Origin of the sequence: Sulfitobacter sp. BSw21498, assembly GCF_006064855.1 — a bacterium.
GTDB lineage: Bacteria > Pseudomonadota > Alphaproteobacteria > Rhodobacterales > Rhodobacteraceae > Sulfitobacter.
This window is the reverse complement of record NZ_CP040753.1, coordinates 1,230,198-1,243,909: the sequence shown is the minus strand read 5'-3', so window position 1 is coordinate 1,243,909 and position 13,712 is coordinate 1,230,198. Positions and strand designations below refer to the sequence as shown.

General features: G+C 58.7%; 18 protein-coding genes. 9 read left to right on the top strand and 9 right to left on the bottom strand.

What is annotated here, in order from left to right; all coding sequences use genetic code 11:
- Positions 1-28 precede the first annotated feature (28 nt).
- From E5180_RS06060 to E5180_RS06045, 4 genes are all read right to left on the bottom strand, one after another.
- Positions 29-451, bottom strand: coding sequence for a TIGR01244 family sulfur transferase (locus tag E5180_RS06060; RefSeq protein WP_138923599.1), 423 nt, complete (start codon positions 449-451; stop codon positions 29-31).
- Between the two features lie 8 nt (positions 452-459).
- Positions 460-891: a DUF6691 family protein gene (locus tag E5180_RS06055; RefSeq protein ID WP_093733908.1), complete on the bottom strand. Its 432-nt coding sequence runs from the start codon at positions 889-891 to the stop codon at positions 460-462.
- Between the two features lies 1 nt (position 892).
- Positions 893-1,324, bottom strand: coding sequence for a YeeE/YedE family protein (locus E5180_RS06050; RefSeq protein WP_138923598.1), 432 nt, complete (start codon positions 1,322-1,324; stop codon positions 893-895).
- A 132-nt stretch (positions 1,325-1,456) separates the two neighbouring features.
- Positions 1,457-1,696 carry a hypothetical protein gene (locus tag E5180_RS06045; RefSeq protein ID WP_138923597.1) on the bottom strand — a complete coding sequence of 80 codons (240 nt, stop codon included), beginning with the start codon at positions 1,694-1,696 and terminating at the stop codon, positions 1,457-1,459.
- Between the two features lie 107 nt (positions 1,697-1,803).
- On the opposite strand from E5180_RS06045, the gene E5180_RS06040 reads away from it, so the two are divergent.
- Positions 1,804-2,091 carry a DUF2312 domain-containing protein gene (locus E5180_RS06040; RefSeq protein WP_093733905.1) on the top strand — a complete coding sequence of 96 codons (288 nt, stop codon included), beginning with the start codon at positions 1,804-1,806 and terminating at the stop codon, positions 2,089-2,091.
- 213 nt (positions 2,092-2,304) lie between these two features.
- Positions 2,305-3,636, top strand: a complete 1,332-nt coding sequence (gene tig, locus E5180_RS06035; RefSeq protein ID WP_138923596.1) for a trigger factor — start codon at positions 2,305-2,307, stop codon at positions 3,634-3,636.
- Between the two features lie 114 nt (positions 3,637-3,750).
- Here the strand turns inward: tig and E5180_RS06030 are convergent, their stop codons facing one another.
- The 4 genes from E5180_RS06030 to rpsF form a co-directional block, all read right to left on the bottom strand.
- The gene (locus E5180_RS06030; protein WP_138925130.1) at positions 3,751-4,200 is read right to left on the bottom strand and encodes a transglycosylase SLT domain-containing protein; all 450 of its coding nucleotides are present in this window, start codon (positions 4,198-4,200) and stop codon (positions 3,751-3,753) included.
- A 224-nt stretch (positions 4,201-4,424) separates the two neighbouring features.
- A complete protein-coding gene (gene rplI / locus E5180_RS06025) occupies positions 4,425-5,039 on the bottom strand; it encodes a 50S ribosomal protein L9 (protein WP_138923595.1) in 615 nt (204 codons plus the stop codon).
- Positions 5,040-5,050: 11 nt separating this feature from the next.
- Positions 5,051-5,278 (bottom strand): 30S ribosomal protein S18, encoded by a 228-nt coding sequence (rpsR, locus tag E5180_RS06020; RefSeq protein WP_005852865.1) that lies wholly within the window; start codon positions 5,276-5,278, stop codon positions 5,051-5,053.
- Between the two features lie 29 nt (positions 5,279-5,307).
- Entirely contained in the window at positions 5,308-5,670 is a 363-nt protein-coding gene (rpsF, locus tag E5180_RS06015; protein ID WP_138923594.1) for a 30S ribosomal protein S6, read from the bottom strand.
- A gap of 315 nt (positions 5,671-5,985) precedes the next feature.
- Between rpsF and E5180_RS06010 the strand changes: the two genes are divergently transcribed.
- Together E5180_RS06010 and E5180_RS06005 are read left to right on the top strand one after the other, a co-directional pair.
- Positions 5,986-6,480 carry a hypothetical protein gene (locus tag E5180_RS06010; protein WP_254700543.1) on the top strand — a complete coding sequence of 165 codons (495 nt, stop codon included), beginning with the start codon at positions 5,986-5,988 and terminating at the stop codon, positions 6,478-6,480.
- A gap of 153 nt (positions 6,481-6,633) precedes the next feature.
- Complete coding sequence (locus tag E5180_RS06005) at positions 6,634-7,203, top strand: YceI family protein (protein WP_171048972.1); 570 nt, start codon at positions 6,634-6,636, stop codon at positions 7,201-7,203.
- A gap of 99 nt (positions 7,204-7,302) precedes the next feature.
- Here the strand turns inward: E5180_RS06005 and E5180_RS06000 are convergent, their stop codons facing one another.
- Positions 7,303-8,499 carry a cytochrome b/b6 domain-containing protein gene (locus tag E5180_RS06000; protein ID WP_138923592.1) on the bottom strand — a complete coding sequence of 399 codons (1,197 nt, stop codon included), beginning with the start codon at positions 8,497-8,499 and terminating at the stop codon, positions 7,303-7,305.
- Between the two features lie 147 nt (positions 8,500-8,646).
- On the opposite strand from E5180_RS06000, the gene fabD reads away from it, so the two are divergent.
- The 5 genes from fabD to mltG all read left to right on the top strand — a co-directional run bounded on the left by fabD (position 8,647) and on the right by mltG (position 13,569).
- Complete coding sequence (fabD, locus tag E5180_RS05995; RefSeq protein WP_138923591.1) at positions 8,647-9,579, top strand: ACP S-malonyltransferase; 933 nt, start codon at positions 8,647-8,649, stop codon at positions 9,577-9,579.
- Between the two features lie 24 nt (positions 9,580-9,603).
- Complete coding sequence (fabG, locus tag E5180_RS05990; protein ID WP_138923590.1) at positions 9,604-10,341, top strand: 3-oxoacyl-[acyl-carrier-protein] reductase; 738 nt, start codon at positions 9,604-9,606, stop codon at positions 10,339-10,341.
- 201 nt (positions 10,342-10,542) lie between these two features.
- On the top strand, positions 10,543-10,776 hold the full coding sequence (locus tag E5180_RS05985; protein ID WP_005852881.1) for an acyl carrier protein: 234 nt from the start codon (positions 10,543-10,545) through the stop codon (positions 10,774-10,776).
- 349 nt (positions 10,777-11,125) lie between these two features.
- Positions 11,126-12,385, top strand: a complete 1,260-nt coding sequence (gene fabF, locus E5180_RS05980; RefSeq protein ID WP_138923589.1) for a beta-ketoacyl-ACP synthase II — start codon at positions 11,126-11,128, stop codon at positions 12,383-12,385.
- On the top strand, positions 12,385-13,569 hold the full coding sequence (gene mltG, locus E5180_RS05975) for an endolytic transglycosylase MltG (RefSeq protein ID WP_138923588.1): 1,185 nt from the start codon (positions 12,385-12,387) through the stop codon (positions 13,567-13,569). Before fabF ends, mltG begins: the two co-directional genes overlap by 1 nt.
- The last annotated feature ends 143 nt before the right edge of the window (positions 13,570-13,712 follow it).

The following is a 13,712-nucleotide window of genomic DNA, read 5'->3' as shown; positions in this document are numbered from 1 at the left end:
GGACCAAGAGGGCCCTTGTGCGCGGCTCTTAGGCGTAGGGGGCGCTGAGCACGTCGCGCATATGGCTCAGGTCATAGCCGCCGGCACGGGCGGCTTCTATCAGCGTGTCGGCCGGTTGTTTGCCAGCCTGACCCAAAGCCCAAGCAATCGTGGACCGTGTGCCAGAGGCGCAATAGCCCAGAACGACTTCGTCCTGCGCCACGCCGATTTCGCGATTGTGGGCAATGACGTCGGGGGTCATCGTTTGATGGGTCAACTCCTGAAACGCGAAACGCAGTCCGGCAGCCTCTGCGGCGGCTTGAATGGCCGCATGTTGATGGCTGGGGGGAACCTCGGCGTCGGGGCGGTTGCACAAAATTAAGGTGATGCCGGCCTCTTTGATCGCGCCCATATCGGACGGGTCGATCTGAGGGGAAGCATAGAAGCGGGGGGTGATTTTACGAATATCCATAGCTTGATTTATCCAGCCGTCCGCGGTGTGTCTAGTATCCGCCGCGCTTTGGGGGCGATCATCATGCCTGCCAGCATGGCGATCAGGAAAATAATGCCGCCCAAGCCGCCAAAACCCAGCGACGCCAGCGCCGGACCCGGGCACAGCCCGACCAATCCCCAGCCTGCGCCAAACAGCACTGCGCCGATAATCAACTTGCGATCCAAGCGCGCATCGGGGCGGGCGGGAAAGTCACCACCGGTAACAGGGCGACGGGTACGGGTCATCGCCCACGCCACCGCCATAGGCAGAATGGCCCCTCCCATGACAAAGGCTAATGTCGGGTCCCAGCTGCCAAAGAAATCCAGAAACCCCTGGACCTTTTGGGTGTCTGTCATGCCAGACAGGTACAGTCCGGTTCCAAACAAAGCGCCCGCAAGCGCGGCAATCATGTTACGCATCTCAAATCCCTCCGACAAAGCTGCGCAAGACGACGACCATCAAGGCCCCCGCCGCAATATAGACCAACGTGGCGACGATGCCGCGGGGGCTCAGCCGCGAAATCCCGCAAACGCCGTGGCCGGACGTGCAGCCGTTGCCAATACGGGTGCCCAGACCGACCAACAGCCCTGCCACGCCAACCAGCCAAAGGTTTTCGGTCAGGTGGGTCGTCGCTTGAGTCGGGGCCAAGGCCGCGATTGCCGCGGGAATAACAATCAGGGCGGCCAAAAAGCTGATGCGTTCGGCCCAAGTGCTTCGGCCCGACCCGTCGACCAGCCCGCCCACGATGCCACTGGCCCCCATGATGCGGCCGTTGCCCAGCAGATACACCGCGCCACCAAATCCAATCAACAGTCCGCCAATCAGGCCCCAAATCCAATCTGCTTCAATCATATGCTATTTCGCCCTCAAAGACCGCCATAAGTGGCAGGTGTCAGAGAAACATATAGTGACTTTTGAATGTGTGACAAGGCGCAAGCGTTGTGAACGCGGCCGGCAGAGCGCGCGATGCCCTGCAAACAAGCGTTACGCGAGGATAATACCCACGACGACCATCATCAGCCCGATCACCGACAACAGCAACGCGCCAAGGTTTAACGGCAGGACTTTCTGCAAGACGACGCGCATCTCTTCTTCGGACAGGGCGGCGCGTTTGGCGCGGGCCACGCGCACGATACACCACACAAGCCCGACCAGCCCAACAAACGAGATAGCTGCGCCAGCCCAGATCAGGGCGTCAAAGATAGTTAGAGATGCGTTTTCCATACGGCGCGAGCTATCCGAATTCCGCCCAATGGGCAAGAGTGGCTTGCGGCAGGGCAGGCACGGGGGTAGTCACTGCGCTGACCCATTCAAGACATAGGACGCCCCAGATGAGCGACAGTGCTACCAATCCCGAATCCGCAGACGCCATCGGTGATGCAACGTATCGTGTCACCGCAAACGAACTTCGCCAGTTCGTAGAGCGGATCGAGCGGCTGGATGCAGAAAAGAAAGACTTGGCCGAGCAGCAAAAAGAGGTCATGGCAGAGGCCAAGTCGCGCGGTTACGACACCAAAGTTCTGCGCAAGGTCATCGCGCTGCGCAAGCGTGAGGCGGATGATATCGCCGAAGAAGAAGCCGTCCTTGAGATGTATAAAGAAGCACTGGGCATGACCTAGGCTTGATCGGGGCCTGAGGCGGTGACCCTTCGCCGCTTGAGGACCACGCGAGACGTTATTTACCACCGGTAGGCGGGGGCAGGGGGCAAATTGCCCCGTCCCACGGGACCCCCGCCGCCAAATCCGCTTGCGCCCAAGCGCAGGCGCCAATAGAAGAGCGGAAATTTTTCCGCCCGCGCCACGCAATGCGCGGCCTTACCCTATGGAGCAAACATGCAGGTCAACGAGACGCTGAACGAAGGTCTGAAACGCGGCTATGCCATCACTGTGACAGCAGCTGAGCTGGAGGCCAAGGTCAACGAAAAGCTGGCCGAAGCGCAGCCCGAAGTCGAGATGAAGGGTTTCCGCAAAGGTAAAGTGCCAATGGCGCTGCTGAAAAAGCAGTTCGGCCAGAAGGTTACGGGCGAAGCCATGCAGGAAAGCATTGATGGCGCCATGCAGGAACACTTTGAAAAGTCCGGTGATCGCCCCGCGATGCAGCCTGACGTCAAAATGGCGAACGAAGACTGGAAAGAAGGCGACGACGTCGAGGTCACCATGACCTATGAAGCGCTGCCAGAAATCCCCGAAGTCGACCTGTCGTCCATCACGCTGGACAAAATGGTTGTCAAAGCTGACGACGCTGCCGTCGATGAAGCGCTGGCCAATCTGGCAGAGACCGCTCAAGACTTTGAAGCCCGCGAAGAGGGTGCCAAGGCCGAAGATGGCGATCAGATCACATTTGATTTCCTCGGCAAGGTAGACGGCGAAGCCTTTGAAGGCGGCGCTGCAGAAGACTACCCGCTGGTTCTGGGTTCCAACTCGTTCATCCCCGGCTTTGAAGAGCAGCTGGTCGGTGTTGTTGCGGGCGACGAAAAAGACGTCACCGTGTCCTTCCCCGAAGATTACCAAGCACCTCACCTCGCGGGCAAAGAAGCCGTATTCGAGTGCAAAGTTAAAGAAGTGAAAAAGCCCGTCGCTGCCAAAATCGACGACGAGCTGGCCAAGAAATTCGGTGCAGAAGACCTCGCCGCGTTGAAAAGCCAGATCGCAGAGCGTCTGGAAGCGGAATATACCGGTGCCTCGCGCGCTGTTATGAAACGCGGCCTGCTGGACGAGCTGGACAAAATGGTCAGCTTTGATCTGCCCCCGTCGTTGGTTGAAGCCGAAGCCGGCCAGATCGCGCACCAGCTGTGGCACGAAGACAACCCCGAAGTTGAAGGCCACGATCACCCCGAGATCGAGACCACAGACGAGCACAAGAAGCTGGCCGAGCGCCGCGTGCGTCTTGGGCTGCTGCTGGCCGAGCTGGGTCAGAAAGCCGAAGTTCAGGTGACCGACGCGGAAATGACCCAAGCGATCATGAACCAGGCACGTCAGTACCCTGGTCAGGAGCGTCAGTTCTTTGAATTCGTTCAACAAAACCAGCAGATGCAGCAGCAGATGCGCGCACCGTTGTTCGAAGATAAAGTGGTCGACCACGTGTTCGAACAAGCGACATTGAACGAAAAAGAAGTGTCGAAAGAAGATCTGCAGAAAGCCGTAGAAGAGCTGGACGACGAATAAGTCTTTCACCCTCGCCGGTGACGTAAAAAGAAAGGGCCGCCCGATTGGGTGGCCCTTTTGCTATCTGGGGGGCGATGCTGGCAGCGGCCCCGTGCCGGACGTCAGCGCAGCGGCTCAGCCCTTGCGCAGGCCGGTTTCAACCAACATGCCGCGCCGTTTTGCTTCGTAATAGTAACCGCGGGCGTACCATTTGATTGCTGTGGCGTGATCGCCATTGGACAGCAGCCAAGCGCCGCGCAGGTATTTTACGCCGTACTTCAAATTGACATCAGGATTTAAAAGTTCGCCGGCGTCGCCGCTAAAACCCATGCCGCGTGCGGTTGCGGGCAGGATCTGAAGCAGGCCGAAATACGGCCCATTGCGCGCCTCTGGACGGTGCGTGCTTTCGCGGATGGCAAGGCGGTGGACCAAGGGGCGGGGCACTTCGTAGTGATCGGCCCATTTGTTGATCAGGCCACGCAGCTCTGGCGTCTCGTTCGGGTGTAAGGGCATTTTACGGGCCACGGCGGGCGGTTCTGCTTCGGTACTGGCGCAGGCGGATAGGGCGGGTGCGCAAAGCAACATCTGACAAAGGGAGCGGCGTGTGAGCGTATTCATGCGGGTGACTCGCATCGTTGATGGGAGCCCCATGCATACAATCCATGAGATGCTGCGCAACAATGCCGGTTTCGGATGGGCAGGGCGTCGCTTACCTAAGGGCGGCATGTCGCCGATTGGACAACGAAAAACGCCGCCGCTGAAGGCTCAGCGGCGGCGTTTCATTTGGAATCAGGTCGAAAGACTTGAGCTTACGCTTCGTCTTCGTCCGATTTCTCGTTTGTTTGTGGCAGATCATCGTCGTCGGATGCGGCGGAGCCGAGATCGTCAAACAGTTCAGAGATCTCGAATTCGGCTGCAGCTTCTTCTTCTGCGGCCAATTCCTGGATCGACTTGCCAGCAGCCTGAAGCTCGGCCTCTTCGGCGGAACGTGCAACGTTCAGCTGAATGGTGACTTCGACTTCAGGGTGCAGAACGACGGTAACGTCGTGCAGGCCCAGATCTTTGATGGGGCTGCCCAGAATGACCTGCTTGCGGTCGACTGTGAAGCCTTCGGCTGTTGCCACATCGGATGCGTCACGTGTTGTGACGGAACCGTACAGAGCGCCCGAATCGGAAGCGGAGCGGATCACAACGAACTGCTGACCGTTCAGCTTGTCCGCCATGGCTTCGGCTTCTTTCTTGGTTTCGAGGTTGTCAGCTTCAAGCTGTGCCTTGCGGCCCTCGAACGCTTCGATGTTGGCTTTGGAAGCCGACAGCGCTTTGCCCTGAGGCAGCAGATAGTTGCGTGCGTAGCCTGGCTTTACGTCCACGACTTCGCCCATTTGGCCCAGCTTGGACACACGTTCCAGAAGGATAACTTGCATGTGCTTTCTCCTTACTTAACGGCGTAGGGCAGCAAGGCGAGGAAGCGGGCGCGTTTGATGGCACGGGCCAATTCACGCTGCTTTTTCGCGGAGACTGCGGTGATACGGGAAGGAACGATTTTGCCGCGCTCAGAGATGTAGCGCTGCAGAAGACGTGTGTCTTTATAATCGATTGCCGGTGCGTTGTCGCCCGAGAAGGGGCAGACCTTACGGCGGCGGAAAAATGGTTTAGCGGCCATGGTTTATGTCCTTTATTGCAAGCTGATGATCAACGACGTTCGCGGCGTTCGCCACGCTCGGGGCGTTCGTCACGTTTTTGCATCTGGACCGATGGCAGCTCTTTGTGCTCATCAACTTTGATGGTCAAAATGCGCATCACGTCATCATGCAAACGCATCAGGCGTTCCATTTCCTGAACGGCGGTCGCAGGTGCGTCCGAACGCAGGAAGGCATAGTGGCCCTTGCGGTTTTTGTTGATCTTGTAGGCCATCGTTTTGACGCCCCAGTATTCGCTGTCGACGAGCTTGCCGTCGTTGTCAGCCAAAACTGTGCCAAAATGTTCGATAAGACCTTCTGCTTGCGTGTTGGATAAGTCCTGACGCGCAATCATAACATGCTCATAAAGCGGCATGTGCACTCCTATTTATATCAAGGCGCATTTCATAGGTAGGGCATTTGCGTTTTGCGGCCCCACCACGAGAGTCTGCGCGGTTCAAAAGATAATGCAAAACGAAGGGCCGATATACACGGTTTTGCGGGCAGGGCAAGGGCGCGTGACGCGCAGGGGCACACGGACCTCGGGTTTGTCACAGATGTATCTTTGGACGGACGCTTGAATAGGTCCACCTTGATCACGGATGGGTCACGAGTGCGCCTCTTTTTCGTCATGAACTCATACGAGAACTGATGGGGAGAGAACATAGGTTGATGAAGGTTGGTCAGAGCAATGGGCGCAGTAACGAATTTTACAGCAGACAGCGTGCAGTTTTCCACGCAGGCCGGAATGGTGGATGGATCGCGGGCAGTGCTGCGCAGCGGTCAGCGGGTGCTCGGGGTGGCTTTGGTGCTGGCAGCGACGGGGCTGTGGCTGACGCCGGGGTCGAACTTTGGCTCTGATGTGATGTTGTTCAAGGTGGGGCTGTCTGTGCTTTCGCTTATGCTGGGCGCAAGCCTGATGCTATCAGGGCAAAAGCCCGCGTTGCCCGACATACAGATTGATACGCTGCGCCGCGAGCTGCGTCTTGTACGCCCCCGCGCGGTCGGGGCCAAACGCGTGCTGCACCGGTGCAACTTTTGCGATCTGGGACGGGTAGAGCGTATCGGCCGGAATTTCCACTTTTGGGACGGGCGGGGCAATTTCATAGTGGATGTTCATATCGCAGAACGTCGTGTGGTCGATAATCTGACCTTTAGCCTGCGGGATTCCGGTCAGGTGGTCTGATCCTATCCGGGTGTTGTACGGCAAAGCGGGCACCTAAAGGGCGCGCGACTGTTCGCCAATGCGCACTAACTGTTGAACGCTGCTGGGTTGCTGAAATGTTGAAATGCTTCATGTATACTCCAGACACACGCCAACAGGAGAATTCCAATGAACATGAAGTCTGTCCTTCTTGCTACTGCCCTTACACTGGGTGCCACATCCGCGTTCGCAGCCGAGAAATACGTGCTGGACGCAAGCCACAGCCAGATCGTTTTCACCTATAACCACCTTGGGTTCTCGACCACCACGTCGATGTTCAGCGGTTTTGACGGTGAAATCATGATGGACGAAGCGGAGCCCGCGAATTCCTCGGTTTCGGTTTCCTTCCCCGTCAAAGACATGATCACGGGCTGGGATCCGCGCACCGAGCACTTTATGACAGGTGACTTCTTTGGGGCCGAAGATGGCGACATGGTGACATTTGTCTCCACGGGCATCGAAGTCACGGGCGAGAAAACTGCCTTGATCACCGGCGACCTGACCATGAATGACGTCACCAAATCCGTTGTGCTGGACGCCAAGCTGAACCAGATGGGCGAGCATCCGATGGCCAAAAAGCCTTGGGCCGGTTTCGACGCGACCACCACTGTGACGCGCACCGACTTTAACCTCGGTCAGTTCGCGCCTTTCGTCGGCGACGAAGTACAAGTGAACATCTCTATCGAAGCGATGAAGGCTGAATAAGCTTTTTTTGATTGAGAAAACGAAAACGCCGGGGCAGGTCCCCGGCGTTTTTGCGTTTATGGGGGCGGGGCCATATGGCCCGCGCCGTTGTGGATCGGATTACCGTCCTCGTGTGGCGGTGAGATCGATGTTGACGGTGACGCTAAAGGCGAGCGTGCTTTCATCCGTCACCGTTTCCCCGATGCCAAAGTTGCGACGGTCCAGCGTGGTGGTGCCCGTCATCTGCGCGGTGTCGTCTTGAAGTGTCAGGGTGAAGGGCAGTTCGACCGGCATGGACTGGTCCTTGATCGTGAGCGTGCCTGCAGCGATGTAGCCATCTGCGGCGACATTGATATCAGCTTGGAAGGTTGCTGTGGGGAAGGCCTCGGTATTGAAGAAATCCGCACCCATCGCCTGATCCGTCACCGACCCGAGGCCGAGCGATGGGATCGCGACCGTGGTCGTCACCTCGCCGGCTTTGCCAGTTTGGACGGTCTCGTCAAAGGTGATCGCGGATGTCCAATCGGCAAAGCTGCCTGCCACGACGGACCCGAACTGCGTGACCTCAAGCGCGATGGTGCCATTTTGGACCTGCCATTCGGACGCCACGGCGTCGAGCGTTGCGGTCTCTTCTGTATCGGCCGGTTGGCCCAGACCCAGCCCCAGACCCAAGCCGATTGCCGCGATCCAGACCACGGTCGCGGTGACCACCGGCGCAGCAGAGTGGTGTTGCGCAGGGAGCGGGCCAATCGCCGGCTCGCCCGGCAACATGCGTCGCAGCGTCGAATCGCGGTCAATCACATGATGTTTCACCGCGCCTGCCACATGCAGGAACAGCGCCCCGATCAGCAATTTGCCCGCGATAATGTGCACCGCGCCAAAGGCGTGTTCGAGGGTGGTGTTTTTAGGAATGAACGGCAGGGATTGCCCCAATGGCCACCATATCGGCGCAAAGCCGGAGGCCGCGGCGTGGCCGATCCAGCCGGCCAGCGGCACGATCACCAAAGACCCGTAGAGCACCCAATGCACCGTTTCGGCCAGCCAGCTTTCCAGTTTGTGATCCGCATTCAGCAGCCCCGGTTTCGTTTGGGTGAAGGCCCAGACAATTCGGGCGAGGGCGACAAAGAACACCGTGACACCCAGCGTTTTATGTAACGAAAAGAACCACGCCTTGCGGGTCAGGGCGTCTTGGGTGTCGTGAGGCAGGTCGCTGGCATAAAGGCCAAGCGCGATCAGCGTCAGGATCAGCAGGGCGGTGAGCCAGTGAAAAAACTTGGTCACCCCGCCATAGCGGATTGCGGTATTGGAAAGGGCCATCGGGTTGCTCCGTCGGGAATTAAGGTGGCTTATCCATACTATAGTGGCTGGTCGGGACCAATGCGGATCAGCGCACAGTCGCCGTGCAGGCTTGTTTGACGGGCACCCACGCGCTAAAGCGCTGGAAACGCAAATTCGGGGGACTTTATGACCATTGCATTCGTATATCCGGGCCAAGGCGCGCAAACCATCGGTATGGGCCGCGATCTGGCTGACGCCTATCCGGCGGCAAAAGCCGTGTTTGACGAGGTGGACGAAGCCTTGGGCGAAAAGCTGTCGACGCTGATTTGGGAAGGTGACGCGGACGCGCTGACGCTGACCCAAAACGCGCAACCTGCGCTGATGGCGACATCAATGGCGGCGATGGCGGCGTTGAAGGCCGAAGGCATTACCGTCGACAAGGCGGCTTATGTCGCGGGCCATTCGCTGGGAGAATATGCAGCGCTTTGCGCGGCGGGGACATTCTCGCTCGCGGATACGGCGCGGTTGCTGCGCATTCGTGGCCGCGCGATGCAGGCGGCTGTGCCTGTGGGGCAGGGTGCTATGGCAGCACTTTTGGGCCTCAGCTTTGATCAGGCCGAAGCCATTGCCGCAGAAGCCGCGCAGGGCGATGTCTGTCAGGTCGCCAACCAGAATGATCCGGCGCAGAATGTTGTATCGGGCAGCAAGGCCGCCGTTGAACGCGCGATTGATCTGGCGAAAGCTGCCGGTGCCAAGCGTGCGTTGCTGTTGCCCGTATCTGCCCCGTTCCACTGTGCCCTGATGGCCCCCGCCGCAGACGAAATGGCCGGCGCGCTGGCAGATGTGACGATGAACGCCCCCGCCGTGCCCGTTGTGGCAAATGTGGTGGCCGAAGCGGTCACCGACCCCGATCAGATCCGCAAGCTGTTGATCGAACAGGTTACCGGTCAGGTGCGCTGGATGTCGTCGGTTGAATGGATGGGCGCGCAGGGCGTAACCGAGGTTTGGGAAATCGGCGCGGGCAAGGCTCTGTCCGGTATGATCCGCCGCATCAACAAGGAAATCACCTGCGTGAACATTGGCACCGCTGCCGATGTTGCTGCCGTGAAAACGGCCTGAGACAGGTCGCGAAAGGAATTATATATGTTTGATCTTACTGGAAAAAATGCGCTGGTTACCGGTGCTTCGGGTGGTATCGGCGCTGAAATCGCGCGCAGCCTGCATGCACGCGGCGCGACCGTGGGCCTGTCTGGCACCCGCACCGAACCGTTGGAGGCGTTGAAGGCGGAACTGGGCGAACGCGCCTATGTGCTGCCCTGTAACTTGAGCGATATGGATGCCGTTGACGCGCTGCCCAAGCAGGCGGCCGAGGCGATGGGATCGGTTGATATTTTGGTCAACAACGCCGGCATCACCCGCGACAACCTGTTCATGCGCATGTCGGATGACGAATGGAATTCGGTGATCAACGTCAACCTGACCGCGAACTTCAAGCTGTGCAAAGGCGTGCTGCGCGGCATGATGAAGGCGCGTTGGGGCCGGATCGTAAATATCTCGAGCGTTGTCGGTGCCACCGGCAACCCAGGTCAGGCGAACTATGCCGCGTCCAAGGCCGGTATGGTGGGGATGTCGAAATCACTGGCCTATGAGGTCGCCAGCCGCGGGATCACCGTGAATGCTGTTGCCCCCGGTTTCATCACCACGGCAATGACCGACAAGCTGACCGACGACCAAAAGGCGGGAATCATGGGGCAGATCCCTGCGGGTCGCATGGGCGAAGCATCCGAAATCGCATCGGCTGTCGTCTATCTGGCCAGCCCAGAAGCCGCCTATGTTACCGGAACCACCTTGCATGTGAACGGCGGTATGGCCATGTTGTGAGCCTGCGCTGCAAAGCGTTTGCCAAATCCGCGTGTTGTGCTAAATGGGGCGCAGAATCCACGACAGGGAGGCTTGATTGCCCCCCTTACCTTGTGACAACAAGGGCCATAGCCGCCCCTCGGGGCACGATCCAAAAGGACCGCATAAGGTTCTGACGGAAACAGAAGAGGGCAGGACTGCCCGAATGAATGAGGACAGAATATGAGCGACGTCGCAGACCGCGTAAAGAAGATCGTTGTAGAGCACCTGGGTGTTGAAGAAGACAAAGTTGTTGAGAACGCATCGTTCATCGACGATCTTGGCGCAGACAGCCTCGACACTGTTGAGCTGGTTATGGCGTTCGAAGAAGAGTTCGGCATCGAGATCCCCGATGACGCAGCTGAGAACATCCAGACCTTCGGCGACGCGGTCAAGTTCATCAAAGAAGCGTCCTAAGACGTTTTCGCCAGTCGGGCCCCAAGGGGCATGGCGGCGGCGCGAGTTTTAAAGAACGGCGTTCTTCCTAAGGGAGGAGCGCCGTTTTTACGTCAGGCTGACGCGGGCTGCTTGGCCTGTGCGTTCGCGGCATGTCACTTGTGGGCGCGAGACGGGAAACCGCGGCGCGACAGTACCCTATGTTGCGCGTCTTACCCCGCGTAACATAGGGCTTTATGGCGACAAGATACGTTCAATGACGCGCGAAGGCCCGCCGGTCTGGCCGCAGCTTGAACGCTTCGCGTCTTGAAATTTACGGGCTCGGCAAGGTATAGCCGGTCAACGCAAAGAAACACCAAGGGGCTTGGATATGCGCAGAGTAGTTGTGACAGGTTTGGGATTGGTAACGCCGCTTGCCGATGGCGTAGAGGCCAGCTGGTCCAGAATTTTGGATAGTCAGTCCGGTGCGGGCACGATCACGGGCTTTGATCCCAGTAGACTGGTCACGCAATACGCCTGCGAAGTACCTCTTGGTGATGGCACCGACGGCACGTTCAACGGCGACAAATACATGGAGCCGAAGGAACAGCGCAAGGTTGATACCTTTATTCTGTTCGGCATGGCGGCAGCACAGCAGGCGGTCGAGGATTCCGGCTGGATGCCCACCGACCGTGAAGATCTGGAACGCACCGGCGTGTTGATCGGGTCTGGCATCGGCGGCTTGAACTCTATCGCGAACACCGCAGTAATGATGCACGAAAAAGGCCCACGCCGCGTGAGCCCGTTCTTTGTGCCCGGTGCGCTGATCAACCTGATCTCGGGTCAGGTGTCGATTCGCTATGGTTTCCGCGGTCCGAACCATTCGGTCGTGACTGCCTGCTCTACCGGGGCGCACGCGATTGGTGATGCAAGCCGTTTGATCCAACATGGTGACGCCGATGTGATGATCGCTGGCGGGGCCGAGGCCGCGATTTGCGAGATCGGCATGGCAGGGTTTAACGCCTGTAAAGCGCTGTCTACCAAGCGTGGCGACGATCCGACCAAGGCAAGCCGCCCCTATGACGCCGATCGTGACGGTTTCGTCATGGGCGAAGGCGCGGGCATTGTGGTGCTGGAAGAATACGAACACGCCAAGGCGCGTGGGGCCAAGATTTATGCCGAGGTTCTGGGCTACGGTATGTCGGGCGACGCCTATCACATCACCGCACCTGCCGAAGACGGCGACGGGGCGGAGCGGTCCATGCGCAACGCGCTGCGCAATGCCGGTCTGGCACCAACCGATATCGATTACATCAATGCTCATGGCACATCGACTATGGCCGATGTGATCGAACTGGGTGCCGTAGAGCGGATGCTGGGCGATGCTGTTGAAACGGTCACGATGTCGTCGACCAAATCCGCCACCGGTCACCTGTTGGGGGCTGCCGGCGCAATCGAAGCGATCTTCTCTATTCTTGCGATCCGCGATCAGGTGGCACCGCCAACCATCAACCTCGACAACCCTGCCGTTGAAACCAAGATCGATCTGGCACCGAACAAGAAGGTCGAGCGCAAGATTGACATCGCGCTGAGCAACTCGTTCGGCTTCGGTGGCACTAACGCGAGCGTTATCTTCGGGAAAGCATCCTAATGTGGCGGCATATCGCGTCTAACGCTGTTACGTTTCTGATTTTAGGTTTGTTTTTGTTAGGCGGGATTATCCTGTGGGGCCGGGGGCAGTATGATGCGCCCGGACCTCTGTCGCAGGCGATTTGCTTGCAGGTGGAACGTGGGTCGAACATGCGGGCTGTGGGCGATGATCTTGCCACACAAGAGGCCGTAAGCTCGGCCGCGATCTTCCGGTTGGGGGCCGAGTATGAGGAAAAGACCCGCGCCTTGAAGGCGGGGAGCTTTCTGATCCAGCCCGAATCCTCGATGAAAGAGATCGTAGAGACGGTCACGCGCGGCGGGGCCAGCACCTGCGGCACCGAGGTTGTGTACCGGATCGGCGTCAATCGTATCAGCACTCAGGTACGCGAGCTGGACCCCACGACCAACCGTTTTGTCGAACGGGCTGAGTTCTCTCCCGGGGAGGATGAGGTGCCGGAGGTCTATACCCAGACCAAGGCAAAAGCTGACACACGGTTCCGCATCGCAATGGCCGAAGGCGTGACAAGCTGGCAGGTGACCGAGGCGTTGAAATCCATCGACTTGCTGGCTGGCGAGATCGAGGCCGTGCCCGCCGAGGGGACCTTGGCCCCCGACAGCTATGAGGTGTCCGAGGGGGACGACCGCGCCGCGATCCTGACCCGCATGGCTGCTGCCCAAGAACTGCGTCTGGCCGAGGCCTGGGATGCCCGCGATCCTGATCTGCCGATTGAAACGCCGCAGGAGCTGTTGATCCTTGCGTCGATCGTCGAAAAGGAAACAGGCGTGCCGGAAGAGCGCGAGCAGGTCGCCAGCGTGTTCGTCAACCGTTTGAATCAAGGCATGCGTCTGCAGACCGACCCGACCGTGATCTATGGCATCACGAACGGTCAGGGCATTTTGGGGCGTGGTCTGCGCCGCAGCGAGCTGCGCAAGGAGACACCGTTCAACACCTACGTCATCGACGCGCTGCCGCCGACGCCCATTGCCAACCCCGGTCGTGCGAGCCTGATGGCCGCCGCACAACCGGCCAGCGAAGACTATGTATTCTTTGTTGCCGATGGCACGGGCGGTCACGCCTTTGCCGAGACATTGGAAGAGCATAACGCCAATGTGGCACGCTGGCGCAAGATCGAGGCAGAGCGCGGCGCGGAAGCGGCGGGCAATGCGTCAACGGGCGGAAACTAAACGTCCGGTCGGGTGTAAATTAGGAATTTGTTAACCATCGCAAGGGGTTGAAAGGTTTCGGTAACCTTGTTTTTCTTGACTTTGCGTCCGCTCTGACATAGAAATACGTCCATGCTAGAAGACATGGGCAAACGGCCCCGGAT

Excerpts from the sequence above, each read along its gene's own strand:
- fabG (WP_138923590.1), top strand. The coding sequence starts at position 9,604 with ATGTTTGATCTTACTGGAAAAAATGCGCTGGTTACCGGTGCTTCGGGT.
- E5180_RS06050 (WP_138923598.1), bottom strand. The coding sequence starts at position 1,324 with ATGATTGAAGCAGATTGGATTTGGGGCCTGATTGGCGGACTGTTGATT.
- E5180_RS06010 (WP_254700543.1), top strand. The coding sequence starts at position 5,986 with ATGGGCGCAGTAACGAATTTTACAGCAGACAGCGTGCAGTTTTCCACG.
- E5180_RS06040 (WP_093733905.1), top strand. The coding sequence starts at position 1,804 with ATGAGCGACAGTGCTACCAATCCCGAATCCGCAGACGCCATCGGTGAT.
- E5180_RS06005 (WP_171048972.1), top strand. The coding sequence starts at position 6,634 with ATGAAGTCTGTCCTTCTTGCTACTGCCCTTACACTGGGTGCCACATCC.
- E5180_RS05985 (WP_005852881.1), top strand. The coding sequence starts at position 10,543 with ATGAGCGACGTCGCAGACCGCGTAAAGAAGATCGTTGTAGAGCACCTG.
- E5180_RS06055 (WP_093733908.1), bottom strand. The coding sequence starts at position 891 with ATGCGTAACATGATTGCCGCGCTTGCGGGCGCTTTGTTTGGAACCGGA.
- tig (WP_138923596.1), top strand. The coding sequence starts at position 2,305 with ATGCAGGTCAACGAGACGCTGAACGAAGGTCTGAAACGCGGCTATGCC.
- E5180_RS06000 (WP_138923592.1), bottom strand. The coding sequence starts at position 8,499 with ATGGCCCTTTCCAATACCGCAATCCGCTATGGCGGGGTGACCAAGTTT.
- rpsR (WP_005852865.1), bottom strand. The coding sequence starts at position 5,278 with ATGGCCGCTAAACCATTTTTCCGCCGCCGTAAGGTCTGCCCCTTCTCG.
- E5180_RS06030 (WP_138925130.1), bottom strand. The coding sequence starts at position 4,200 with ATGTTGCTTTGCGCACCCGCCCTATCCGCCTGCGCCAGTACCGAAGCA.
- fabD (WP_138923591.1), top strand. The coding sequence starts at position 8,647 with ATGACCATTGCATTCGTATATCCGGGCCAAGGCGCGCAAACCATCGGT.
- fabF (WP_138923589.1), top strand. The coding sequence starts at position 11,126 with ATGCGCAGAGTAGTTGTGACAGGTTTGGGATTGGTAACGCCGCTTGCC.
- E5180_RS06045 (WP_138923597.1), bottom strand. The coding sequence starts at position 1,696 with ATGGAAAACGCATCTCTAACTATCTTTGACGCCCTGATCTGGGCTGGC.
- E5180_RS06060 (WP_138923599.1), bottom strand. The coding sequence starts at position 451 with ATGGATATTCGTAAAATCACCCCCCGCTTCTATGCTTCCCCTCAGATC.
- rplI (WP_138923595.1), bottom strand. The coding sequence starts at position 5,039 with ATGCAAGTTATCCTTCTGGAACGTGTGTCCAAGCTGGGCCAAATGGGC.
- mltG (WP_138923588.1), top strand. The coding sequence starts at position 12,385 with ATGTGGCGGCATATCGCGTCTAACGCTGTTACGTTTCTGATTTTAGGT.
- rpsF (WP_138923594.1), bottom strand. The coding sequence starts at position 5,670 with ATGCCGCTTTATGAGCATGTTATGATTGCGCGTCAGGACTTATCCAAC.